This window comes from Clostridia bacterium (assembly GCA_024653205.1).
In the GTDB taxonomy this organism is placed as follows: Bacteria; Bacillota; DSM-521; order Neomoorellales; family SLTJ01; genus JANLFO01.
The window spans coordinates 39,980-59,600 of sequence record JANLFO010000015.1; the positions used below are offsets into that span (position 1 = coordinate 39,980).

A 19,621-nucleotide genomic window follows, 5' to 3' on the forward strand; every position below is an offset into this window, starting at 1 on the left:
GAAAGGGATGGCCCGCACCAGCGCCAGGGCCTCCCGGAGAAAGCGTTCCGCCTCTTTAAGATCGCCGATGATGTAGGAGAGGATTCCCCGCTGAAAAAGGACCCAGAGCACTTCCCAGGGAACGGTCATGAACGGTATGCCTTCCACCGCCCGGTCGAGAGCGGCTTGCGCCTCGCCCAGGCGGTGCTGCTCCCGCAGGGCAAAGCCCAGCACGGCTGCCATACGAGCCTCGGCTTCGCGCTCGCCCAAGGCCACGGCCAGGTCCAGTCCTTCCTTGGCCAGGACGGCCGCTTCCTGGTTGCGGCCCATCAGCCACAGGGCCTGGGCCCCCAACTGTAGAGCCCGCTGCCGGTCCGCCGGCGGCCCGTTGGTCCGGTAGTACTCGAGGGCCTGCCCGATGTAGCGCAGGCCCCTCTCCCCCAGAACCCCGTCCATCTTGGGGGAAAGGGGAACAGAGAGCCAGAGCAGGGCCTCGCCCAGCAGCAGCCGGGCCCGGGCCGCCGGGCCGCCGAAACGGTCGTACAATGTGATGGCCTTCTCCAGGGATTGAACTCCTTCGACCGCCGAGCCGTCCAGGGCCAGGGCCTCGCCCGCGGCCAGGAGCAGGCGGGCGTTTCGCAGGGGGTCGGACGACATTCTTTCTCCGACGGAGGGAGAACTCCGGGCCGCGGCGGCCCGGCGCGATCCCTTCCGCCCCCGGCCGGAAGTACGGCCTTGCGAGGTTGCGGCGGGCCCACCGGAGGAAGGCACCAGTTCCCGTAGAAGGCGCAAGGTGGCCTCGCCCGGGCCCACTCCCAACTCCTTCTCGAGCACCTGGCGACACTGTTCGAACTGCTCTACCACCTTGGCTGGCTTACCCAGGGCAGCATACAGCCTCATCAGGGCCTGATGGGCCGCTTCCTCCAGAGGGTCTACTTCCAGCCAGCGGGAGGCGTAAGAGAGCGCGGCCTCAAAGAGGCCGGAGGCGGAGAGCCGTTCCACGAGAGCCCGCAGCACCGCCAGGTGCAGGTCGTTAAGGCGGCGGCGCTCGGCCTGGCACCAGTCCGCGTCCAGGTCCTCCAGAAAGTCCCCCCGGTAAAGCGAGGCCGCCCCCACCAGCGGCTCCACCTCCCGGACCTCCTTGCGCAGGCCGGCCCAGGCCTTTTCCTCAAAAAGGCGCACGTCAACCACGCAGTCCGGCCTGACCGGAGCCCGAAGGGCATCCCGGCGGACCTCCAGAAGGTCCGGAGGCGCCCCGGCCCCGACCAACCCCCGGCGCAGGGAGTACAGCGCCGTGCGCAGGTTCCCGGCCGCCCGCTCGTCGTCGAGCTCGCCCCAGAGCATCCCGCGCAGCAACTCCCGCCGCACCCAGCGGCCCTGCTGCCAGAAAAGGTAGGCGGCCAGAAGACGCACCTTGGCGGTGGGCAGATTGACCTCCCCGGCAGGAGCGGTGATTACAAAACGGCCCAGCAGGGTAACCTGCACCATGCTTCCCACTTCTTCGGAGGATTATGAAACTCTGTATGCGTGATCTGGTGCCATTATCCCACCGCAGCGAGTTCCTGGCAAGAGGATGTGCGCCTCGCGCTCCGGCGGCTCCCCGCTCAGGTGCATTCTGGTGCCACCAAAACACCTTGTATCCGCCGGCCCGGCGTAATATAATGGGTGAAAACGATGGTCAACAGAAGATCAAGGGAGGTGAGCCGGGGACCGGGGGACGACGCGCGACGCCCGACGTTCGCCGGCCCGCGTTGACGTTTTGGCCGAATCGGTAGGGCGGAACTCTTGAGGCCACCGGAAGAAACCGGGCTAACTTTGAGCTCAGAAGGGGAGGTAGAACGGCAGATGAGGAAAATCAAGGCGGCAGCCGTTCTGGCACTGGTAGTCCTGCTAATAGCCGCGGCCGGGGGCTGCGGTTCTCAGCCGGCGCAACAGCAGAGCCAAACACCACCGGCGCAGGAGCCGGCCCAGCCGCAGGAACCCGTCAAGCTGGGGATCATCCAAATCGTGGAGCACCCGTCGCTGGACCAGGCGCGTAAGGGTTTCCTGGACGTGCTGGCGGAGCGCGGGTATAAAGACGGAGAGAAGCTGGCGGTAGACTACCAGAACGCTCAGGGCGACATGACCACTGCCAATACCATCGCCAAGAAGTTCGTTTCCGACCAAAAGGACCTCGTCCTGGCCATAGCCACGCCCGTGGCCCAGGCCATGGCGAACGCCACCAAGGAAATCCCCATCCTGATTACCGCGGTGACCGACCCCGTGGCTGCGGGTCTGGTCCAGAGCCTGGAAAAGCCCAACACCAACGTGACCGGGACCACCGACATGAACCCGGTAAAGGAGCAGCTCGCCCTGTTTAAGGACCTGGACCCGCAAGCCAAGAAGATCGGTTTCATCTACAACTCCAGCGAGGTCAATTCCCGGGTACAGCTGGATATGGCCAAAGAGGCCGCCCCGGAGCTGGGCTACGAGCTGGTCGAGGCGGTGGTGACCAACTCCAGCGATGTCCTGCAGGCGGCCCGCACCCTGGCGGACAAGGTTGACGGCATATACGTGCCCACGGACAACACCGTGGTCTCGGCCCTGGAATCGGTCATCAGTGTAGCCGAGGAGAAGGACCTGCCCCTGGTAGTGGGCGAAGGGGACAGCGTGAAGCGGGGCGGCCTGGCCACGGTGGGGATCGACTACTACCAGCTGGGGCGCCAGACCGGGGAAATGGCCATCCGCATCCTGGAGCAGGGCGCCAAGCCTCAAGACATGCCCATAGAGGCGCAGAAGGAATACCAGCTGATCCTGAACAAGAAGGCGGCGGCCAACATGGGGGTTACCCTCTCCGAGAGCCTCCTGAGCCGGGCGGCCGAGGTTTACGAGTAAAGGTGTCAAGAGACCATGGTCCTGGAGCTGTTCAACTTCCTGGTCAGCCCTCTGGAGCTAGGTCTGCTCTACGGGATCATGGCGTTAGGGGTTTATATTACCTTTCGCTCACTTAACTTCCCCGACCTAACGGTAGACGGCAGCCTCACCCTGGGGGCTGCCGTCGCCGCCAGCCTGGTGGCCGCGGGCCACGCGCCCTGGCTGGGCACGGTTCTGGCGCCGCTGGTGGGCGCCCTGGCCGGAGCCGCAACCGGCATACTGAACACCTACCTGCGCATTTCGGGGCTGCTGGCCGGCATCCTCACCATGACCGCCCTTTACTCCGTGAACCTCCGCATCATGGGCCGGGCCAACATTCCCCTCCTGCGGGTGGAAACCATCTTCGATAACGCCGCCGGTCTGGGCTTGGGTCAGACGGCGCCCTTTGTGGTCTCGCTGGTGCTGGTGGCGGCGCTGGTGGCCCTGCTCTACTGGTTCCTGGAGACCGAAATGGGCATGGCCCTGCGGGCCACCGGCGACAACGAGCAGATGATCCGCAGCCAGGGCGTTAACACCGATACGGTAAAGATCCTGGGCCTGGCCCTCTCCAACGCCCTGGTGGCCCTTTCGGGAGCCTGCGTGGCCCAGTACCAGCACTTCGCCGACATTCAAATGGGCATAGGCACCATAATCGCCGGCCTGGCCTCGGTGATAATCGGCGAGGTGCTGTTCGGCACCCCCAGCATCTGGCGCGCGCTGATCGCGGTGGTGGGCGGCTCCTTCTTCTACCGGCTGGTCATCGCGGTGGTGCTCTGGCTGGGCCTGCAGCCTACCGACCTCAAGCTCATGACCGCCGTGCTGGTGGCCCTGGCCCTGGCCTCCCCGCAGATCCGGCAGTACCTGAGGGCCCGGCAGGGCGGCAGTTCCACGGCGAGGTGAAACCGTTGCTGGAAATCAGGCGGGTAAACAAGATCTTCAACCCCGGCACGGTCAACGAACGTCCGGCCCTGCTGGACATCGATCTGGAGGTGCCGTCCGGGGACTTCATCACCATCATCGGCAGCAACGGGGCGGGCAAGTCCACCCTCTTAAACGTGATTGCCGGCGTCTATCCCCCCGACAGCGGGAACATACGCCTGGACGGCCAGGACATCACCGCCTGGCCGGAGCACCGCCGGGCCCAGTACGTGGGCCGGGTCTTCCAGGACCCGCTCCTGGGCACCGCCGGCAGCATGACCGTGGAGGAGAACCTGGCCCTGGCCCTGCGGCGCGGGCAGAGGAAGCGGCTGGTGCGCGGGGTGACCACTGCCGACCGGACTCTCTTCCGCGAGCGCCTGGCCGAACTGGGCCTCGGCCTGGAGAACCGCCTCCAGGACAAGGTGCGGCTGCTCTCCGGCGGCCAGCGCCAGGCCCTCACCCTGCTCATGGCCACGCTGAAGAAGCCCCAACTGCTCCTGCTGGACGAACACACCGCCGCCCTGGACCCCAAGACGGCGGAGGTAATCCTGGACCTCACCCTCAAGCTGGTGGCCGAGCACCGGCTCACCACCCTCATGGTTACCCACAACCTGGCCCAGGCCCTTAAAGCCGGAAACCGCACCCTGATGATGGACGAGGGCCGCATAGTCCTGGACCTCAACGGGGAACAGAAGCGGCGCACCACGGTTTCCGACCTGCTCGCCCTCTTCGAGCGCCGGGGCGTCCTGTCCGACCGCGTACTCCTGGCCAACTAGCCGCGCTACGCTCCTTCTTGTTTCCATGGTATAATCAAGACAGGGTTTAGGCTCGCTGATGACCAAACTCGGATATGGCGCGGACAATGCCGGCGCCGGCTAAGACACGGCGAAGGCCCGAAACGAGGGGTTTTAACGTGGCCAATCGAGCGCGCGACTGGCTCGAGCAGGCTCTAAGGGATCTGGCCCAGGCCGAGGACTCCCGGAAGGCGGGCCGGCACGAGTGGGCCTGCTTCGCCGCCCAGCAGGCGGCGGAAAAAGCGGTAAAGGCCTTTTTTATATACCGGCGCGCTACCCCAACAGTCACCCGACAGGGCCACCGTTCGAGCACTATGGCCCCCTGCAAAGCGGGGAGGCGATAAGCTTTGCCGGGGAGATCATCGAGTTCGTACGTTCGAAAATGGCCTAATGCCCGCGAGGTAGACGCGGCGGCTCGCCGCTGGGCGATGGCGCTTGCTCGCTCCCGGCCGGAGGTACTGGAAATCGGCTATTTTGGTTCCTATGCCCGCGGCGACTGGGGGCCGGGGAGCGACCTTGACCTGGTGGTCATAGTAGCCAGCTCTCCCCTTCCTTTTGAGCGCCGGGCGGCAGAAATCGACGCTACCAACCTCCCCGTCCCTGCCGATCTCTTGGTGTATACGCAACAGGAGTGGCAGGCACTGAGGAAACGCAGCCCGCACTTTGCCAGGACCCTCCGCCGGGAGATCGTGTGGCTCTTTCACCGCCCCGCTACCCGCAAACCTGACACCGGCCCGGACACGGTACCCGGCTGCTACTCGTAGCGCAGGGCTACCGCCGGCTGCAGGCCCGCCGCCCGCCGCGCCGGGTAAAGACCGAAGAAGATCCCTACCGCCAGGGCGAAGGCCAGGCCCAGCAGAACGGATGAGGGCTTGATCAGCGCCGAGGTGCCCGCGAACTGCCCCAGGCCGTAGGCGCCCGCTATCCCCAAGGCTATCCCGGCGGCGCCTCCCACCAGGGATAGCACCAGCGACTCCAGCAGAAACTGCAGGAGCACGTCCCGCCTCCGCGCTCCCACCGCCAGACGGATGCCGATCTCCCTCGTGCGCTCGGCCACGCCGATCAGCATCACGTTCATTATGCCTATACCCCCCACTACCAGGGAGATAGCGGCTATCCCGGCCAGGAACAGGGTGATCATGCCCATCGTCTGGTTAAGAGAGGAAAGCACGGTGGCCTGGTTCATGACGTTAAAGTCGTCTTCCTCGCCTTCCGCCAGCCGGTGAGACTGGCGCATCAGCGCCGTAACCTGGGCCTGCAGGGCGTCCATGACCTCCCGGCTGCGGGCGGCGATGTAAATGCTGCTCAGCCCGCCCCGACCGAGCCGCGCCTGAAAGGTGTTGAGGGGCACGAGAACCTGGCTGTCGGTGGAGCCGAACCCTTCCTGCCCCTTGGCCTCCATCACGCCGATCACGGTGAAGCTCATGCCCTCGATCTTGACCTTCTGCCCCACCGGGCTGGCCTCGCCGAAGAGGTCGCCGGCCACCTGGGCGCCCAGCACCGCCACATGCCGCCGGCCCTCGAGGTGGGTCTGGTCGAAGAAGCTGCCCTGGTCGGGGTAGCTGTTGCGTACGCTCATGTACTCCGGCGTGGTACCCACAATCCGGGCCATGGTGTTGGCGTTCTGGTACTTGACCTGCCCCATCCGCGAGGCTTCGGGCGCTATCCCCGCCACCAGGCCGGGGTCCAGCCGCTGGCTCAGCAACTCGAAGTCGTCCTGGGTAAGCTGGCCCTGCCCGCCCACCACCACGCTGCCGCTGGCCCGAATGTACCCGGGCATGACGGTTATCAGGTTGGCCCCCATTTCCGTGAACTGCTGCGTCACCCGGGCGGAAAGCCCTTCTCCCAGGCCCACCAGGGCGATAATGGCCGCCACCCCGATCACCACCCCCAGGGCGGTGAGCAGACTCCGTGTCCGATTCACGCTCAGGCTCTTCACGGCGGTCAGAAGGGCGTCCCAGAAGCTCATCGGCGTTCATCCCCCACTATCTTCCCGTCCCGCATCCTGAGGACCCGCCGGGCGTAGGCGGCGATGTCCGCCTCGTGCGTGACCAGGATAATGGTCTTGCCCTCGGCGTTGAGTTCGGAGAAGATCTCCATGATCCGGGCGCTGGTGGCGCTGTCCAGGTTCCCGGTGGGCTCGTCGGCCAGGATGAGCACCGGGTCGTTCACCAGGGCCCGGGCGATGCTCACCAGCTGCTGCTGGCCTCCGGAAAGCTCGGCCGGGCTGTGGTCGGCCCGGTGGGCCATACCCACCCGCTCCAGGACTTCCCGGGCGCGGCGGCGGCGCTCGCGCGCGCCGACTCCGGCGTAGACCAGGGGCAGCTCCACGTTCTCCACCGCGGTCAGGCGGGGAATGAGGTTGAAGGCCTGGAACACAAAGCCCACGTACCTCCCCCTCAGCCGCGCCAGCTCACCGTCGCCCAGCTCCGTGACCTCCACGCCGTTCAGGCGGTAGGTGCCGGCGTCGGCCCGATCCAGGCACCCCAGCACGTGCATCATGGTGGTCTTGCCGCAGCCCGAGGGCCCCATGATGGCCAGGAACTCCCCCGCCTCTACCTCAAAGGACACGCCGTCTACCGCCCGCACCTCGGTCTCCCCCATGCGGTAGGTGCGGACCAGCTCTCTCACCTCGATCTGGGTCATATCCGCGGCCACCCTCCCGTCACCGGGGCGGTGGTCCGCCCGGTCCCATAAGGAAGACGCCCTGCCGCCGCGAGGAGCCGGCTTGGGAGGTAGTCGTGGCGGCACCGGTGCCCGCCGACGTAGTGAGCACTACCGTGGCGCCTTCCTGGAGGCCCTGCGTCACCACCGCGTTAACCCCGTCGTCCGCTCCCAGCTTCACCCGGGCCGGGCGGGGCTGACCGTTCTCCATGACCATCACCACGGCCTCCTCGCCCCGGCGCTGCACCGCCGCCAGGGGCACCAGCAGCACGTTCTCCTCGCGGCTCACGATTATCTCCCCGTCGGCGGTCATGCCGGAGTGGATCTTGCCCTCGGAGTTGGGCACCTCTACCTCGATCTTAAAGATGGAAATATTGTTCTGCTGCTCGGCCTGCGGCGAAACCCGCAGCACGCTGCCCCTGAAGCTCTCGTCCGGGTAGGCCTCCAGAGACACCTCCACTTCCTGGCCCGCCTTTACCTTGGGCACGTCAGTCTCATCCACCTGCAGGGTGAGCAGCATGGTGCCGGTATCGGCCAGCACCAGCAGCTGGGCGTTCTTCTGCACCTCCTGGCCGGCCTCCACGGCCACACTCGTCACCACCCCGGCAAAGGGCGCCTTGATCACCGACTTCTCCAGGTCCGCCTGCAACTCCTTGAGGTCGGACTGCGCCTTCTGCACCGCCAGTTCGGCCTTCCTCACCGTAAGCCCGGCCTGGGCCTCGGCCACCTCCTGGTCCGCGGCCAGGGCTTCGAGGGTCCGCTTGGCGTCCGCGTAGGCCAACTCGGCTTTCTCGGCGGCCTCTTCGTCGGCCTCCAGCTCGGCGGCAGAAACTGCCTCGGCCGCATAAAGCGTCCGGGAGCGCTCCAGCTCCTTCTGCGCGGCGGCGAGGTTGAGTTCGGCCGTGCGCAGGGAAGACTCCGCCTGGGCCAGTTCCTCCCGGGCCTTCTGCTCCTGCGAGGCGGCGCTCAGCCTGGCCTCCTCCAGCTGCAGCCGGGCGGTCTCGAGAGCCTGCTCCGCCTCCTCCACCTGCTGCCGCAGGTCGGAGTCGTCCATCCAGGCCAGGGGATCGCCCTCGGCCACCACCGTGCCCGGCTCCACCACCTTCTTCACGATGCCCTCCCAGGGCGCCAGCATTTCCTGCTCCCTTCCCGGGCTGAAGGTGCCGCTGCCCGGCACGGTAACCGCCAGCGTTCCGCGGGTCACCGTGGCCGTGCGCACCTGCGCAGCGGCGGTCTTGGCCTCCCGGCCGTGGTAGTACCACCACACCCCGCCCACCAAGGCAGCCACCCCGACGGCGGCAATCAAGGCCCAGTGCCAGCGTCGCATTGTCTCGCCTCACTTCCGTTTTTCCGGACAGATTCCGGATGCTTCCTCCGGTCGGCAGAATTATACGGCGGGAATCTGAGAAGTACCTGAAAAAGCAAGAAGAGAACCTGGCGGTAAGACAAACTTTCTCACCCGTGGGACCGTCGCTTTAATGGAACCCGGGAACCCGCCCTTTAGAAGGTAGTGGTGTCGTATATACCAACTTAGTATTGAACAGCATTTAGGATTCGCTATATCTTCTATCGGGACAATTCCCTGAACCTCTAAACGGTCCTATCCTATTTTGCTGTTCTGTTACGATATACAAACAGAGTAATTGTATTTAAAATGACGGTAACGCTAAGAAGAACTGCTGAAACAAACGCCACAGCACCCCTTGTGTCCATAAGTGCAGACCAGTCCTCAATCTTTACCAGAAAATAGCCATAAATAATCTGAAGCCATAGCGAAATAGCACAAGCACTGATGCTTATAATGGAAAGAGTGGCCCAATTGCTATGGTCCATGCTTTTTATCTCGCATGAGATTAACAACAGGAAGTATCCAAGCAATTAAACCGAACACGAGGCTAGCAAAATTAAGCCAAGTACTCATAATATGCTCCTTATATGATAAGCAGAGTTATTTTTCTTATCCGGTCCGCTTCAAAGCCGCAGGCCGAAGGTGCGTGACCAGGACCACCCCGGGCTTTCGCCCTACAGGGTTTCCGCCAGCCTCCTGAGGTCCTCGGCCAGCCCGGAAAGGGCCTGGGAGCCGGCGGCCATTTCCTGCGTTGAAGCTGAAAGCTCCTGTCCCAAAGCCGCAACTTCGTTGACCTTCTGGCTTGCCGCCTGCACTGCCTGGCGAACCTCTTTCAGCACCTGCCGGATGTCCTCCACCGCCGCCGCGCTGTCGTTGGCCAGCTTGCGAATTGACTCCGCCACCACCGAAAACCCCCGCCCGTACTGACCCGCATGGGCGGCTTCGATGGCGGCGTTGAGACCCAGGAGGTTGGAGGTGGAGGCTACGGAGTTGATGAACTCCAGGACCTTGCCCGTCCGCTCAATGAGACCGCCGATGCCGGAGAAGAGTTCGACCAGGTCGGCCTGGTGGCGCGCCAGGGCCTGGGAGGCGGCAGCCACCTGCTGGGTGGACGCCGCGCTTTCCTGGGCCAGCCCCGAAAGGCGGTTCGCCATGTCCATGACTTTCGTCTGGGTTTCCACACTCACCCCCAGGGAAATGGCTCCGACTACCGTTCCGGCCTCATCCTTCACCGGCACGGCCACCGCCCGAATCTCCACCCCGTACGCTTCCTTCGGAACCCTGACCATTACCCTTTCCCCGGACTGTATGGCCCGGTAAAGGGACCCCTGTTTGGAGATCGCCTTGCCCACGACCTCCCGGTCGTCCTCGCGCATCCTCAACCTCTGGCCGCTCAAATGGTACAGAAACTTTTCCCGATCGCAGACTCCAATCATGCACTCCTGGACCTGAAGCTCCTGAATGTACGGTACCGCCCGTATGAGACAGTCCAACACGGTATGTTCCTGCGTCGATGCTTCCGAAACGGCCGCTCGTTCCTCGTAAGCCGTCACCGCCATCCCCCCTGTCGTGTATAGTGCTGGTCGCACATCCTGCGGGCCGCTCACATTGCCGCCTGCGGTCACATCGAGGCGGCTGCGGTCTCAACGGGCGCCTCTTCCTGTACCGCAGCCCTGGAATCCTTCGCCACCGGCACAGGAACATCCTGCCGGCCCGGCCGCCCGCCTGGCCGGACGACCTGCCGATCCAAAAAGGTCCGGGGTCGATACCCACCCCACTTTTTTCCGTGGTCCGCCCTTCAGTTCTGGCCGCGCCGGCCGATGTAGGCAGATAGAGAACCAGAAACGGGGGTGCCTTTCGCGTGGCCACCATGACCATCAGCGGCCTGGCTTCGGGCCTGGACACCGAGGAAATCATCAGCCAGCTCATGGAGATAGAGCGCGCGCCGGTAACCCGGCTGGAAACGCGCAAGACGGAGCTGGAAGCCCAGAAGAGCGCGTGGACGGAAATCCGCACCGCTCTGCTAAGCCTTTCCGGCAGCCTCCTGACCCTTAGGCTTTCATCCACCTTCAACGCCCGCACCGTAACCTCTTCCGACCAGACCGTGGTTTACGGCACTGCCACCGCAAGCGCCGCCGAAGGCACCTACAAAATTACGGTGACGCAGCTCGCCCAGGCCCACAAGATAGCTTCGAACCACCAAATCGAACAGATCAGCATAGAGGGCACCCTATCGATCACCGTAGACGGAAACGACCGGGACATCGCCCTCGAAGTCGGTGACACCCTGGCCGAGATCCGGGACAAGATCAACACCGGGGCGGGGGACATCGTCACCGCTACCATAATAGATAGCCGGCTGGTTCTTACCAGCAAGACCACAGGGGAACAAGGGGATATAACCCTCGGGGGTTCCGAAGGCATCCTGGAGGCACTGGGCCTTGAGGCACCACTTACCCTTGCCAACGCCCAGAACGCGCTCTTTACCGTGGACGGGCTACAGATAGTGCGCTCGAGCAACACAGTGACCGACCTGATCGAGGGGGTTACCCTCAACCTGGTCGGGCTGACGGAGGGCTCCGAAGAGGTAACGCTGGAGGTAGCCCGCGACACCGATACCCCGGTAGAGGCTGTCCAGGATTTCGTGGAGAAGTATAACTCTGCCATGCAGCTCATCGCCGAAACCCTGGGCAAGAACAGCGCCGGCGAGAAAGGGGACCTTTTCGGCGACCCTACCCTGGCGCGGATCCAGCAGCAGTTGAGAAGGCTGGTGTTCGACCCGGTGAGCCTCAGCGCGACAGAGTATACCACCGCGGCCAGCATTGGTCTCAGCACCGGCAGTGTGTCCACCGCCCTCACCTTCGACCGCAGCGGTCAGCTCACCCTGGACACCGACAAGCTTACCCAAGCCCTGGAGGAAGACCCCGACGGTGTCTACGACCTGTTCGCCTCCTCTGAGGCCGAGGGAATCGCCGTGCGGCTGGACGAGTACCTCGATACCCTCACCAAGGCCAGCCTGGGGACATCGGGCAGCCCCGGCGACGGCATAATCAGCGTGAAGGAGAAGTGGCTGGAAAACAGCATCGAGGACATCGAGGAGCAGATCGAGCGCTGGGAGCTGCGCCTGGAGCTCAAAGAGGAGCAGCTGCGGGCGCAGTTCACGGCCATGGAATCCGTGCTGGCCACGCTCCAGAGCCAGGCCACCTGGCTTGCCCTGCAGGTCGCCTCGCTTTCCGGCCTGAGCCTCACGTCCGGCTCCGGCCAGAGCTAAGCCTCGGAATCGAGTTTTGTCGCGGCGCCGGCGTTAAGCGGCTCATCGCTTCTCGTGAGACCTCTCTTGCCACAATTCACTGCGCCCGGCACCTGCGGGCTAACACGGCCCCAAGTCGTAGCCGCCACGTGTGCCTGCCAGACAAGGACTAGGCAGGCCCAGTCCCGACCCCCGAGAGATCATGGCACCAAATCGGCATACTTCTCGAAGAGGCGGTCGATCAAGTTCTCCGTAGTGCAAGGGCGGCTGAAGCGGTCTCACGTGGCAGTGGGGGATGGGGATTACCTGGAGGCAAACGTCCGCACGCCAATGAACGAACCCCGCCAGGCGGCACCGAAATCCTGAAGACGGGGCTCTAGCCACGCCTAGCTAATCGTAAGCGTGGTTTCTCGGCCTTATAGCGATAATCTCTACTTCCCTGGCAGGAAAGTTGTAACGGAAGAAGACTCGCCAGTTACCTGCGCGCAACCTATATTCGCCTGGTCTAGTTTTGACCTTTCCTATGTCAGCAACCGGCGGAAAAGCCTCTAGCTTCTTGATAGCTTCCTTGAGCCGTCTTTGGTCCTGCGGATCCAGCACCCTAAGCTGTCTTAGCGCTTTTGCCGAGAAGACGACGCTAAATGCCGAGCCCTTGCCAGACATCGTCCGCCTTTACCTTTCGGCCCGCTTCAAGATCTGCAATACCCTCTTCGATATCCGCCTCGTCCTCGGGACTAACCCTGACTTCGGGCCAGGCCATCGAATTAAGAACCACCCATAGAGCTTGCACCTGTTCGTCGCTCAGCCGATCGATAAGGGCCTTAACGTGCTCCCTGGCGATCACAGCAATCACCCCGGAGACTATTGTACCCTAAAGGCTGCCCGTGGTCCAGCGCCTGTACCTTGGGCCGGGCGTCTTCGTTTGCCCTTTGCCCCGCTTGGTCCAAGCGACGGTCCAGGAGCTGGCCCAAGCCCAAAAACGCACCGAGCGGCGGATGGAGGAACTGGCCCAGGCGCAAAAGCGCACCGAGGCGGCGCTGCAGAAGCTCGCCGAGGAGCACCTGGAAACGCGGCGCCAGCTCGGCGGCCTGGATGACCGTGGGCTACACCCTGGAGAGGGCGAAAATTTCCCGCAGTTCCCGGTCGGAGAGTTCGGTAAGCCACCGCTCGCCGGCCGAAACCGCCAGCTCGGCCAGCTCTCTCTTGGCCGAGAGCATCTCGTCGATCTTCTCCTCGAAGGTGCCCAGGGTGATTAGCCGGTAGACCATCACCGTGCGCGTCTGCCCGATGCGGTAGGCGCGGTCGGTAGCCTGATCCTCCACCGCCGGGTTCCACCACAGGTCGTAATGCAGCACGTTGGTGGCGGCGGTAAGATTTAGCCCCGTCCCGCCGGCCTTAAGCGATACCACCATTACCGGACAGTCTGCACTCTCCTGGAACCGCTCCACCAGCGCCGTGCGCGCGGCCGGAGAAAGCCCGCCGTGAAAGAACAGGATCTCCTCCTCCAGCTCCCGGGAAAGGAGCCGCACCAACAGTTCTCCCATTTCCCGGAACTGGGTGAAAACCAGAGCCTTCTCTCCCGAGCGCACTACGCCGTTGATGAGTTCCACCGCCCTTTCCGCCTTGCCGGAGAGTTCTTTGGCGGGCTCGCCCTTACGGGTGAAGTGCACCGGATGGTTGCAGACCTGACGCAGAGCGGTGAGCAGCTTAAAGATCAACCCCCGCCGGGTTATACCCGCGCTGGCCTCGATTTGGCGCAGGGTTTCGTCCACCACCTCTTGGTAAAGCGCCGCCTGTTCGGGAGCGAGGTGGCAGTACTCATTGTTGATAACCTTGTCCGGCAGGTCCTTGATGACCGCCCGGTCCGTCTTGAGCCGCCGCAGGATAAAGGGCGCGGTGGCCTGCCGCAGCTTCTCAATCCGGTCCCGGTCGCGGTACTTCTCGATAGGCACGATGAACCGGCGCCCGAACTCGGCCAGGCTCCCCAGGTATCCGGGGTTAAGAAAATCGAACAGGCTCCAAAGTTCACTCAGCCGGTTCTCCACCGGGGTGCCGCTAAGGGCCACCCGGGCCCGAGCCGGAAGCGACTTCACCGCCCGCGTCTGCTCGCTCTCCGGGTTCTTAAGGTTCTGGGCTTCGTCCACCACCAAAAGAGACCACTCCCGACCGCAGAACCGATCTAAGTCCCGGCGCAATATCCCGTAGGTGGTGATGAGCACGTCCACCTGTGAGACGGGAAGCTCCCGGACCGCACCGTGGTACACGGCCACCGCCAAGGAAGGAGCAAAGCGGCGGCACTCCTTCTCCCAGTTTCCCAGCAAAGTGGTAGGGCAAACGATCAGGGCCGGGGGAGAGAGCCGGCCCTCCTCCTTCCATTTGAGGATCAGGGCGATGGCCTGCACGGTTTTGCCCAGGCCCATGTCGTCCGCCAGGCAGCAACCAAACCCGCGGGTCAGGTTGGTATATAGCCACTGATAGCCCCGTTCTTGGTAGGGCCGCAGCTCGGCTGCCAGCCCTTTGGAAAGAGCGGGACGTTGGCTTCGGGATAGCTCGGCTGCCAGCTCCTCCAGCGCCTGGGGCGGACGAAAAGGCACTTCCCCCAGCTCGCCGGTGAGGCAGGCGCGCAGCACCTCCAAGGAGGAGGGCCGGGGCACGGGGCGCTCCAACTTCTGCAGCAGGCGCCCGACGTCCTCCGGGCGCAAGAGAAGGTAGCCGTCTTTGATACGCACTAGGCCCGAGGCCGAACGGGCTAAACGCAGGAACTCCTCCCGGGTTAGGGTGGTATCGCCCACCGCCACTTCCCAGGAGAAGCTCAGCACCCGGTCCAGGTTCAAGAAGGATACCCCGGATTCCTTCACCGTGGCCCTCAGGATCACTCGAGCCTGAGCCAGCCGGCCCAGCTCTTTGGGAACCACCACCCTTACCCCCAAAAGGTTCAGGACGTCGTGGCCCCGTTCCAGAAACTCCGCCAGGCGTTCGACACTAAGGGTCAGGTGCGTCTTACCCCGCCCGTTTAGCGCCTCCAGGAGTTCGGGCAGGTGCTCGGCAGCCAGGGCGATCTGCCTGGCCACCTCGGAGCGCACCTCCTCTGCGGGCCGGGCAAACACGGACCGGTTCCGGCCGAACAATTTGGCCAAAGGCACCGGCGAGGCCAGGGGGTCCCGACGGCTTTCCACCTCTACCCGCAGCTCCAGCTCGCCACAAGTGTCTTCCCCGGCGGGAAGCTCGATCCGGAGCACCGGCCGCACCTCGCTGCTTTGCATGGTGAGCCGGGCCAGCCAGTCGGCCACCGCTTTGGCCGTGCGCTGCTCTTGGAAGCGGGAAGGCCGGTAAAGCTCCCCCCGGAAGAAGGCGGCCGTCACCGGGCCGGCGGCCGGGATCCCGGAGTAGCGCGCCACCAGCCGGGTGAGGAAAAGGGAAAGCACTTCCAGCGCGACCTCGACTTCGGTCAGCACCGTACGGTCCTTGGCCCGGAACACCAGGCCCGGGGGCGCGGCTTCCGCCAGCCGCCTCACTACTTCGGTTACCCGCTCCGACGTTACCAGGGGCCGGTAGCGCAGGCGAAACTCCCCTTTGGGTCCGGTCACCACCTCCGGACGGTAGGCGCCCGCGCGGGCCAAAGCCTGGGCGGTAGCCGCGGCGAGATTCAGGAACCGGACGGAAGGGGAACTTCTCTCCAGGGTGGGATCAAGGGCCAGGAAGAGGAAGAAGTCCAACCCCACCTCCACCGGTATGATCTCCCCGGTGCGGGGCTTCAACTCCAGGGCCCCCTCTGCCGGCCGGGGCAGTTCCTTTCGCACCGTCCGGCCGGTGCGGTAGCCCGGAAACCGGCCGTAGGGGGAAACAAAGAAGCGCGCCTCGGCGGGAACGTCCAGGGACTTGGCCGGGTACAGCAGCCAGAAGTCCACCCCGGCCAGACGGGGCCGTTCCTCGACAGGCAAGAGTTCATTTGCGGTGCGGGAAACGTTCTGGTAGGCCTGCACCAGCAGCTTCTTGAAGTCCCCTGTCGGATAGAAAAGGGGGTTTTCGGGCAGGAGAGCAAAAAGGGCCCGGCTGGCGTCCTCCTCCAAAGTTAGGTCGAGCTCCACGGAGAAGGGTGCCTCCCAACCCGAAGGGGTCACCTCCTCCAGAGGCCGGAAGGGGTCAGATCGAACGGTGGGAGCGGGGGATAACCCGGCCGCCGCCAGCAGTCCCGGCGGGTCGAGCCCTCGTAGGGTAAAAAGAACAAACGGATCTTTGTCGATCTCGTTGGCCAAGACGTAGTATACCGCCGCCAGGTGCTTGCAGGGGTTAGCCCAGTCCGGGCAGGAGCAGGTGGCGTCGAATTCCTCCCAGGAGGAAGGGAGCGGGGAAAGGCCCCGGTCGGCCAGCAGGTTCAGCAGGGCTTCCGGGAGCCTGCCCAGGGAGAGTTCGGCCGCCAAGCCGGGGTGCCCCGCAACAACGGCCTTAATGCCCTGCTTCTGCCGCTTAGTAAACTTCCGCAGGGCTATACTTACCCGGTAAGGAGACGGCCGCGACCCCTTTACCTTGGCCTGCACCTTTCCCTCTACGATCTCGATGTGCCGAACCAAGCCTTCACGGGCGTACCTTCTGCCCCGGGGAAGCCGGTTGGTGTAGTAGTCGATACGTTCCAGGGCCTCCACCCAGGCCCTACCCCAACGGGTCTTGCCGAAGAGCCTCCGAACCGCCATACCCTCGCCTACCCGAAGCTTAGTGTGATGTCGGACCGCTCCTCACCGCCGCAGGCGCCGGTATCGTTCACTGCGGGGTTAATGCTGCCTCACCTGCTCACCCGCCTGCTCATCTCCCCCAGCCCAACGTAGCAAATCCCTTACCACTATCCCTGACGGTTCGCCCCTGAGCCAGGCTACCACCGCCCAGGTATCAAGCACTACCAGGTCAGACCCCACGGCCCAAATCCTTCTCCCGCTCCCGGCGCCGGGATTCCCTGAGGTCGCCCCAGAGGTCCAGGTCCAGGTCGGCGTACTTTCCGAAAAGGCGGTCAATCAGGTTCTCCCTGACCGGTCTTAGAACCACGGCGTCGCCTTCGGAAGTGACTACGAACTTATCTCCCGGCCGCAGCCCTAGCGCTTCGCGTAAGGCTTTAGGGATTACCACTTGTCCCTTAACCGAAAGGGAGGTTACTTCCACGCTACCCCGCCTCCTTCTTACCTTAAAGTAGCCTTAGGGAGTGCCGTGGCCGCTAGGTCCAAGTCCAAAGGTGCCAGGGCGACCTAGGGGGTAACTCCACGAAGCTAGTGTAGCCCACGCCAAAACTCCTCTTCGGTTACGCGTAGCTGGCGCGACAGGATCCGTTTCCACAGTTGACGGGGAATCTCCTTATGAAGGGCCATGCTCACCCGGGTACGCAATACCGTACCGTCCGCCAGCACCTTCTCATCATAGTAGTAGTGATCGGTCTGGCGGATTAAAACCCAGCCGTTCTTCTCACAGTAAGCCTTTAGCTCTCTGAACCTTGGAGGCACGGCATTTCCAGTAGCGCTCTGACCTCGTCCTCACTACGGCACAAGGCGATGCGCAGCACGTAAGGCAGGTGGGCTCGCCGATTGGGCGCGTTCAGGAACAGCGGAGCCCGCTCCAGATAGTCCTGGGCATACGTCCTAAGCTCCTTCACCAGCTCCTTCACTGCTTCATCCCGGGACCCGGCATTGACCACTAGCTCCAATTGATCTAAGGCCAAAGTAACCGAGCCATCGTCCTCCCTCAATAGCTCCACCCTAAGGGGAAATCGCTCCAGGACCGACCTTAACAGATCCTTACGCAGGAGCAACACTTCCTCGTCCCTCCCCCGCCGAACCACCGCGGGCCGGAGGGCGTTATAGATGCTATCGTACAGGGCGCTAAACTGACGCCGCGCCTCGGAGAACTGCACTTCCGGAAGCATGATCGAATCACCCGCACGTATTATACCCCGATTAGTCAAAGTGCACAAGAAGCACAGGTGGCTCTACTTTCACCTTGCGGCGAACGCCACAGCCTCCCTTTCCTCTTGCCTCTTCGGCCTAGGAGCAGTACAATTCGAACTGAAAGGCGGGTGAGCGGTGGTGCCGGCGCTGGCGGAGGTTACCAAGAAACTGAGGGAAGTGTTCCCGGAAAAGCAGGCGCAGGTGCTGGTGGAATTAGTGGAACTGGCCAACCAGCTGGTGAAGGCCAGCGACTTCGTTGAGCTGAAACAGGTGGTCAAGGAACTGGCCGAAGCGCAGAAGCGCACGGAAAAGCGGGTGGAGGAACTGGCCGAAGCCCAGAAGCAGAGCGAGGTCAGGCTGACCCGGCTGGAAGCGACGGTCCAGGAGCTGGCAGAGGCTCAAAAGCGCACCGAGCGGCGGATGGAGGAGCTGGCACAGGCACAGGCGGAACTGGCACAGGCACAGCAACGCACCGAGGCGGCGCTGCAGAAGCTCGCCGAGGAGCACCTGGAAACGCGGCGCCAGCTCGGCGGCCTGGCCATGACCGTGGGCTACACCCTGGAAAACGAGGCCTACAAGGCCCTGCCCGCCCTGCTGAAGCGGGACTACGGCCTGGCCGTTCAGGGGAGGCTCAAGCGCTCCTACGTGCCGCTGGCCGACGGCGAGTACCTCGAGGTAAACGTCCTGGGTGACGGCGTCCTCCAGGGCCGGCCGGTGAAGATCGTCGGCGAAAGCAAGGCCCAGCTCTCCCAGAACGACGTGGACCGGTTCATCAGGAGAAAGCTGAGGCTGCTCCGGGAAGTATTCCCCGACCTCTTCCCGGTGCTCATCACCCACATGGTCACCGCTCCCCAGGTGGAGGAGTACGCCCGGTCCAAGGGGATCGCCCTCTACTACTCCTACGACTTCTAATCCGTGAGGACCTCCAGAAACCGGCGCTACCCTCATTTGCCCTCTCTGTACGCCCGGGTTTCGGCGGCCACGTCCTCTTCGGTGATGCCGGCCGCCGCTGCCCGCGACCGCAGTTCGGCCAGGGCCAGCTTAATGGAGAGCCTTTTGCTTTCTTCCTTGGCCTGTTTGAGCGAGCGGTACTCACCATAGTCAATCAGCACGGCCTTCGGCTCGCTGTTGACGGTTATGATCACCGCCGACTTGTCGGCGGCCACAGAGTTCACCAGTTGGGTCAGTTTCGGGCGCGCCTCGTTGATGCCCGTGATGCGTTCCATGTTTAGGTTCCTCCTTACCTCCGTGCATGCCTTAAGCTAAGGATAAACGACTTGCTCTAAGGCGTCAACAGGCTAACAAGCGCGCCAGCGCAGGCACGGCCGGAAGGTTCGACGCGCAAGAAACAAGAAACGCAGGCAACCCCGGCCCGGCCGGGTGGCGAAACTGGCGCTGCCTTTATTTGCCTGCGCTACTGCGAGACCGTTACCGCCTTGGTCTTGGCGTCCCAGGTCACCTTGGCGCCCAGGCTGGCGCTCACAAAGCGCAGGGGCAGCATCACCCGGTTACCGTCAAGGTACGGCGCAACCTTTCTGTTGTCGGGGTCGATGAGGGTGATCTGCCAGGTCTTGCCGCCGTCGCGGCTCACGTCCGCCGACGACCTGCCCACGTAAAGCCTCACCACCACGTCTCCGCAGGTTACCGTGGCCTGCCCGGAACTTGCCACCCATTGCAGGGTCCAGCCCAGGGCCTCGCCCACGTGGCGAACGGGCAGAAAGACCCGCCCCTCGCGTACCACCGGCGCGCAGTCGATCGTCTGGTAGGTACCGTTCACCCACCGGCCGGCGGTGCCCACCACCAGGCGCACGCTCTTGCCGGAGGTAGCGCTTCCACCTGAGGTGCCGCT

At 63.9% G+C, this 19,621-nt stretch carries 18 protein-coding genes and 3 pseudogenes; 7 read left to right on the forward strand and 14 right to left on the reverse strand.

The window, feature by feature from the left end; all coding sequences use genetic code 11:
- Positions 1 to 810: 810 nt before the first annotated feature.
- Positions 811 to 1,323, reverse strand: a pseudogene (locus tag NUV99_08430) (hypothetical protein).
- Positions 1,324 to 1,824: 501 nt separating this feature from the next.
- On the opposite strand from NUV99_08430, the gene NUV99_08435 reads away from it, so the two are divergent.
- The 5 genes and pseudogenes from NUV99_08435 (at position 1,825) to NUV99_08455 (ending at position 5,347) form a co-directional block, all read left to right on the forward strand.
- On the forward strand, positions 1,825 to 2,853 hold the full coding sequence (locus tag NUV99_08435; protein MCR4420135.1) for an ABC transporter substrate-binding protein: 1,029 nt from the start codon (positions 1,825 to 1,827) through the stop codon (positions 2,851 to 2,853).
- 15 nt (positions 2,854 to 2,868) lie between these two features.
- A complete protein-coding gene (locus NUV99_08440; protein ID MCR4420136.1) occupies positions 2,869 to 3,771 on the forward strand; it encodes an ABC transporter permease in 903 nt (300 codons plus the stop codon).
- Between the two features lie 5 nt (positions 3,772 to 3,776).
- The gene (locus NUV99_08445) at positions 3,777 to 4,565 is read left to right on the forward strand and encodes an ABC transporter ATP-binding protein (protein ID MCR4420137.1); all 789 of its coding nucleotides are present in this window, start codon (positions 3,777 to 3,779) and stop codon (positions 4,563 to 4,565) included.
- An 86-nt stretch (positions 4,566 to 4,651) separates the two neighbouring features.
- A pseudogene (locus NUV99_08450) lies at positions 4,652 to 4,974 on the forward strand (HEPN domain-containing protein).
- Positions 4,931 to 5,347 (forward strand): nucleotidyltransferase domain-containing protein, encoded by a 417-nt coding sequence (locus NUV99_08455; protein ID MCR4420138.1) that lies wholly within the window; start codon positions 4,931 to 4,933, stop codon positions 5,345 to 5,347. The pseudogene NUV99_08450 and the gene NUV99_08455 overlap by 44 nt, the downstream one beginning before the upstream one ends.
- Here the strand turns inward: NUV99_08455 and NUV99_08460 are convergent.
- The 5 genes and pseudogenes from NUV99_08460 to NUV99_08480 all read right to left on the reverse strand — a co-directional run bounded on the left by NUV99_08460 (position 5,338) and on the right by NUV99_08480 (position 10,148).
- Positions 5,338 to 6,552 (reverse strand): ABC transporter permease, encoded by a 1,215-nt coding sequence (locus NUV99_08460; protein ID MCR4420139.1) that lies wholly within the window; start codon positions 6,550 to 6,552, stop codon positions 5,338 to 5,340. The genes NUV99_08455 and NUV99_08460 overlap by 10 nt on opposite strands.
- The gene (locus NUV99_08465) at positions 6,549 to 7,229 is read right to left on the reverse strand and encodes an ABC transporter ATP-binding protein (protein MCR4420140.1); all 681 of its coding nucleotides are present in this window, start codon (positions 7,227 to 7,229) and stop codon (positions 6,549 to 6,551) included. Before NUV99_08465 ends, NUV99_08460 begins: the two co-directional genes overlap by 4 nt.
- Positions 7,230 to 7,248: 19 nt before the next feature.
- Complete coding sequence (locus NUV99_08470) at positions 7,249 to 8,574, reverse strand: efflux RND transporter periplasmic adaptor subunit (GenBank protein ID MCR4420141.1); 1,326 nt, start codon at positions 8,572 to 8,574, stop codon at positions 7,249 to 7,251.
- A 278-nt stretch (positions 8,575 to 8,852) separates the two neighbouring features.
- Positions 8,853 to 9,168, reverse strand: a pseudogene (locus tag NUV99_08475) (hypothetical protein).
- Positions 9,169 to 9,269: 101 nt separating this feature from the next.
- The gene (locus NUV99_08480) at positions 9,270 to 10,148 is read right to left on the reverse strand and encodes a methyl-accepting chemotaxis protein (GenBank protein ID MCR4420142.1); all 879 of its coding nucleotides are present in this window, start codon (positions 10,146 to 10,148) and stop codon (positions 9,270 to 9,272) included.
- 317 nt (positions 10,149 to 10,465) lie between these two features.
- Here NUV99_08480 and fliD point away from each other — a divergent pair, with 317 nt between their 5' ends.
- Positions 10,466 to 11,866 carry a flagellar filament capping protein FliD gene (gene fliD, locus NUV99_08485; GenBank protein MCR4420143.1) on the forward strand — a complete coding sequence of 467 codons (1,401 nt, stop codon included), beginning with the start codon at positions 10,466 to 10,468 and terminating at the stop codon, positions 11,864 to 11,866.
- A gap of 616 nt (positions 11,867 to 12,482) precedes the next feature.
- Here the strand turns inward: fliD and NUV99_08490 are convergent.
- The 6 genes from NUV99_08490 to NUV99_08515 form a co-directional block, all read right to left on the reverse strand.
- Positions 12,483 to 12,689, reverse strand: coding sequence for a hypothetical protein (locus NUV99_08490; protein ID MCR4420144.1), 207 nt, complete (start codon positions 12,687 to 12,689; stop codon positions 12,483 to 12,485).
- Positions 12,690 to 12,948: 259 nt separating this feature from the next.
- On the reverse strand, positions 12,949 to 16,536 hold the full coding sequence (locus tag NUV99_08495; GenBank protein ID MCR4420145.1) for a DEAD/DEAH box helicase: 3,588 nt from the start codon (positions 16,534 to 16,536) through the stop codon (positions 12,949 to 12,951).
- 78 nt (positions 16,537 to 16,614) lie between these two features.
- The gene (locus NUV99_08500) at positions 16,615 to 16,755 is read right to left on the reverse strand and encodes a hypothetical protein (GenBank protein MCR4420146.1); all 141 of its coding nucleotides are present in this window, start codon (positions 16,753 to 16,755) and stop codon (positions 16,615 to 16,617) included.
- Positions 16,745 to 16,996: an AbrB/MazE/SpoVT family DNA-binding domain-containing protein gene (locus tag NUV99_08505; protein ID MCR4420147.1), complete on the reverse strand. Its 252-nt coding sequence runs from the start codon at positions 16,994 to 16,996 to the stop codon at positions 16,745 to 16,747. Before NUV99_08505 ends, NUV99_08500 begins: the two co-directional genes overlap by 11 nt.
- 104 nt (positions 16,997 to 17,100) lie before the next feature.
- The gene (locus tag NUV99_08510) at positions 17,101 to 17,331 is read right to left on the reverse strand and encodes a type II toxin-antitoxin system HicA family toxin (GenBank protein MCR4420148.1); all 231 of its coding nucleotides are present in this window, start codon (positions 17,329 to 17,331) and stop codon (positions 17,101 to 17,103) included.
- The gene (locus NUV99_08515) at positions 17,307 to 17,750 is read right to left on the reverse strand and encodes an exoribonuclease R (GenBank protein ID MCR4420149.1); all 444 of its coding nucleotides are present in this window, start codon (positions 17,748 to 17,750) and stop codon (positions 17,307 to 17,309) included. Before NUV99_08515 ends, NUV99_08510 begins: the two co-directional genes overlap by 25 nt.
- Before the next feature lie 157 nt (positions 17,751 to 17,907).
- Between NUV99_08515 and NUV99_08520 the strand changes: the two genes are divergently transcribed.
- Positions 17,908 to 18,684, forward strand: coding sequence for a chordopoxvirus fusion protein (locus NUV99_08520; GenBank protein ID MCR4420150.1), 777 nt, complete (start codon positions 17,908 to 17,910; stop codon positions 18,682 to 18,684).
- A gap of 32 nt (positions 18,685 to 18,716) precedes the next feature.
- On the opposite strand, the gene NUV99_08525 is transcribed toward NUV99_08520, so the two are convergent.
- On the reverse strand, positions 18,717 to 18,998 hold the full coding sequence (locus tag NUV99_08525; protein MCR4420151.1) for a type II toxin-antitoxin system Phd/YefM family antitoxin: 282 nt from the start codon (positions 18,996 to 18,998) through the stop codon (positions 18,717 to 18,719).
- 188 nt (positions 18,999 to 19,186) lie between these two features.
- A partial coding sequence (locus NUV99_08530) for a copper amine oxidase N-terminal domain-containing protein (protein MCR4420152.1) occupies positions 19,187 to 19,621 on the reverse strand: 435 nt, incomplete at its 5' end.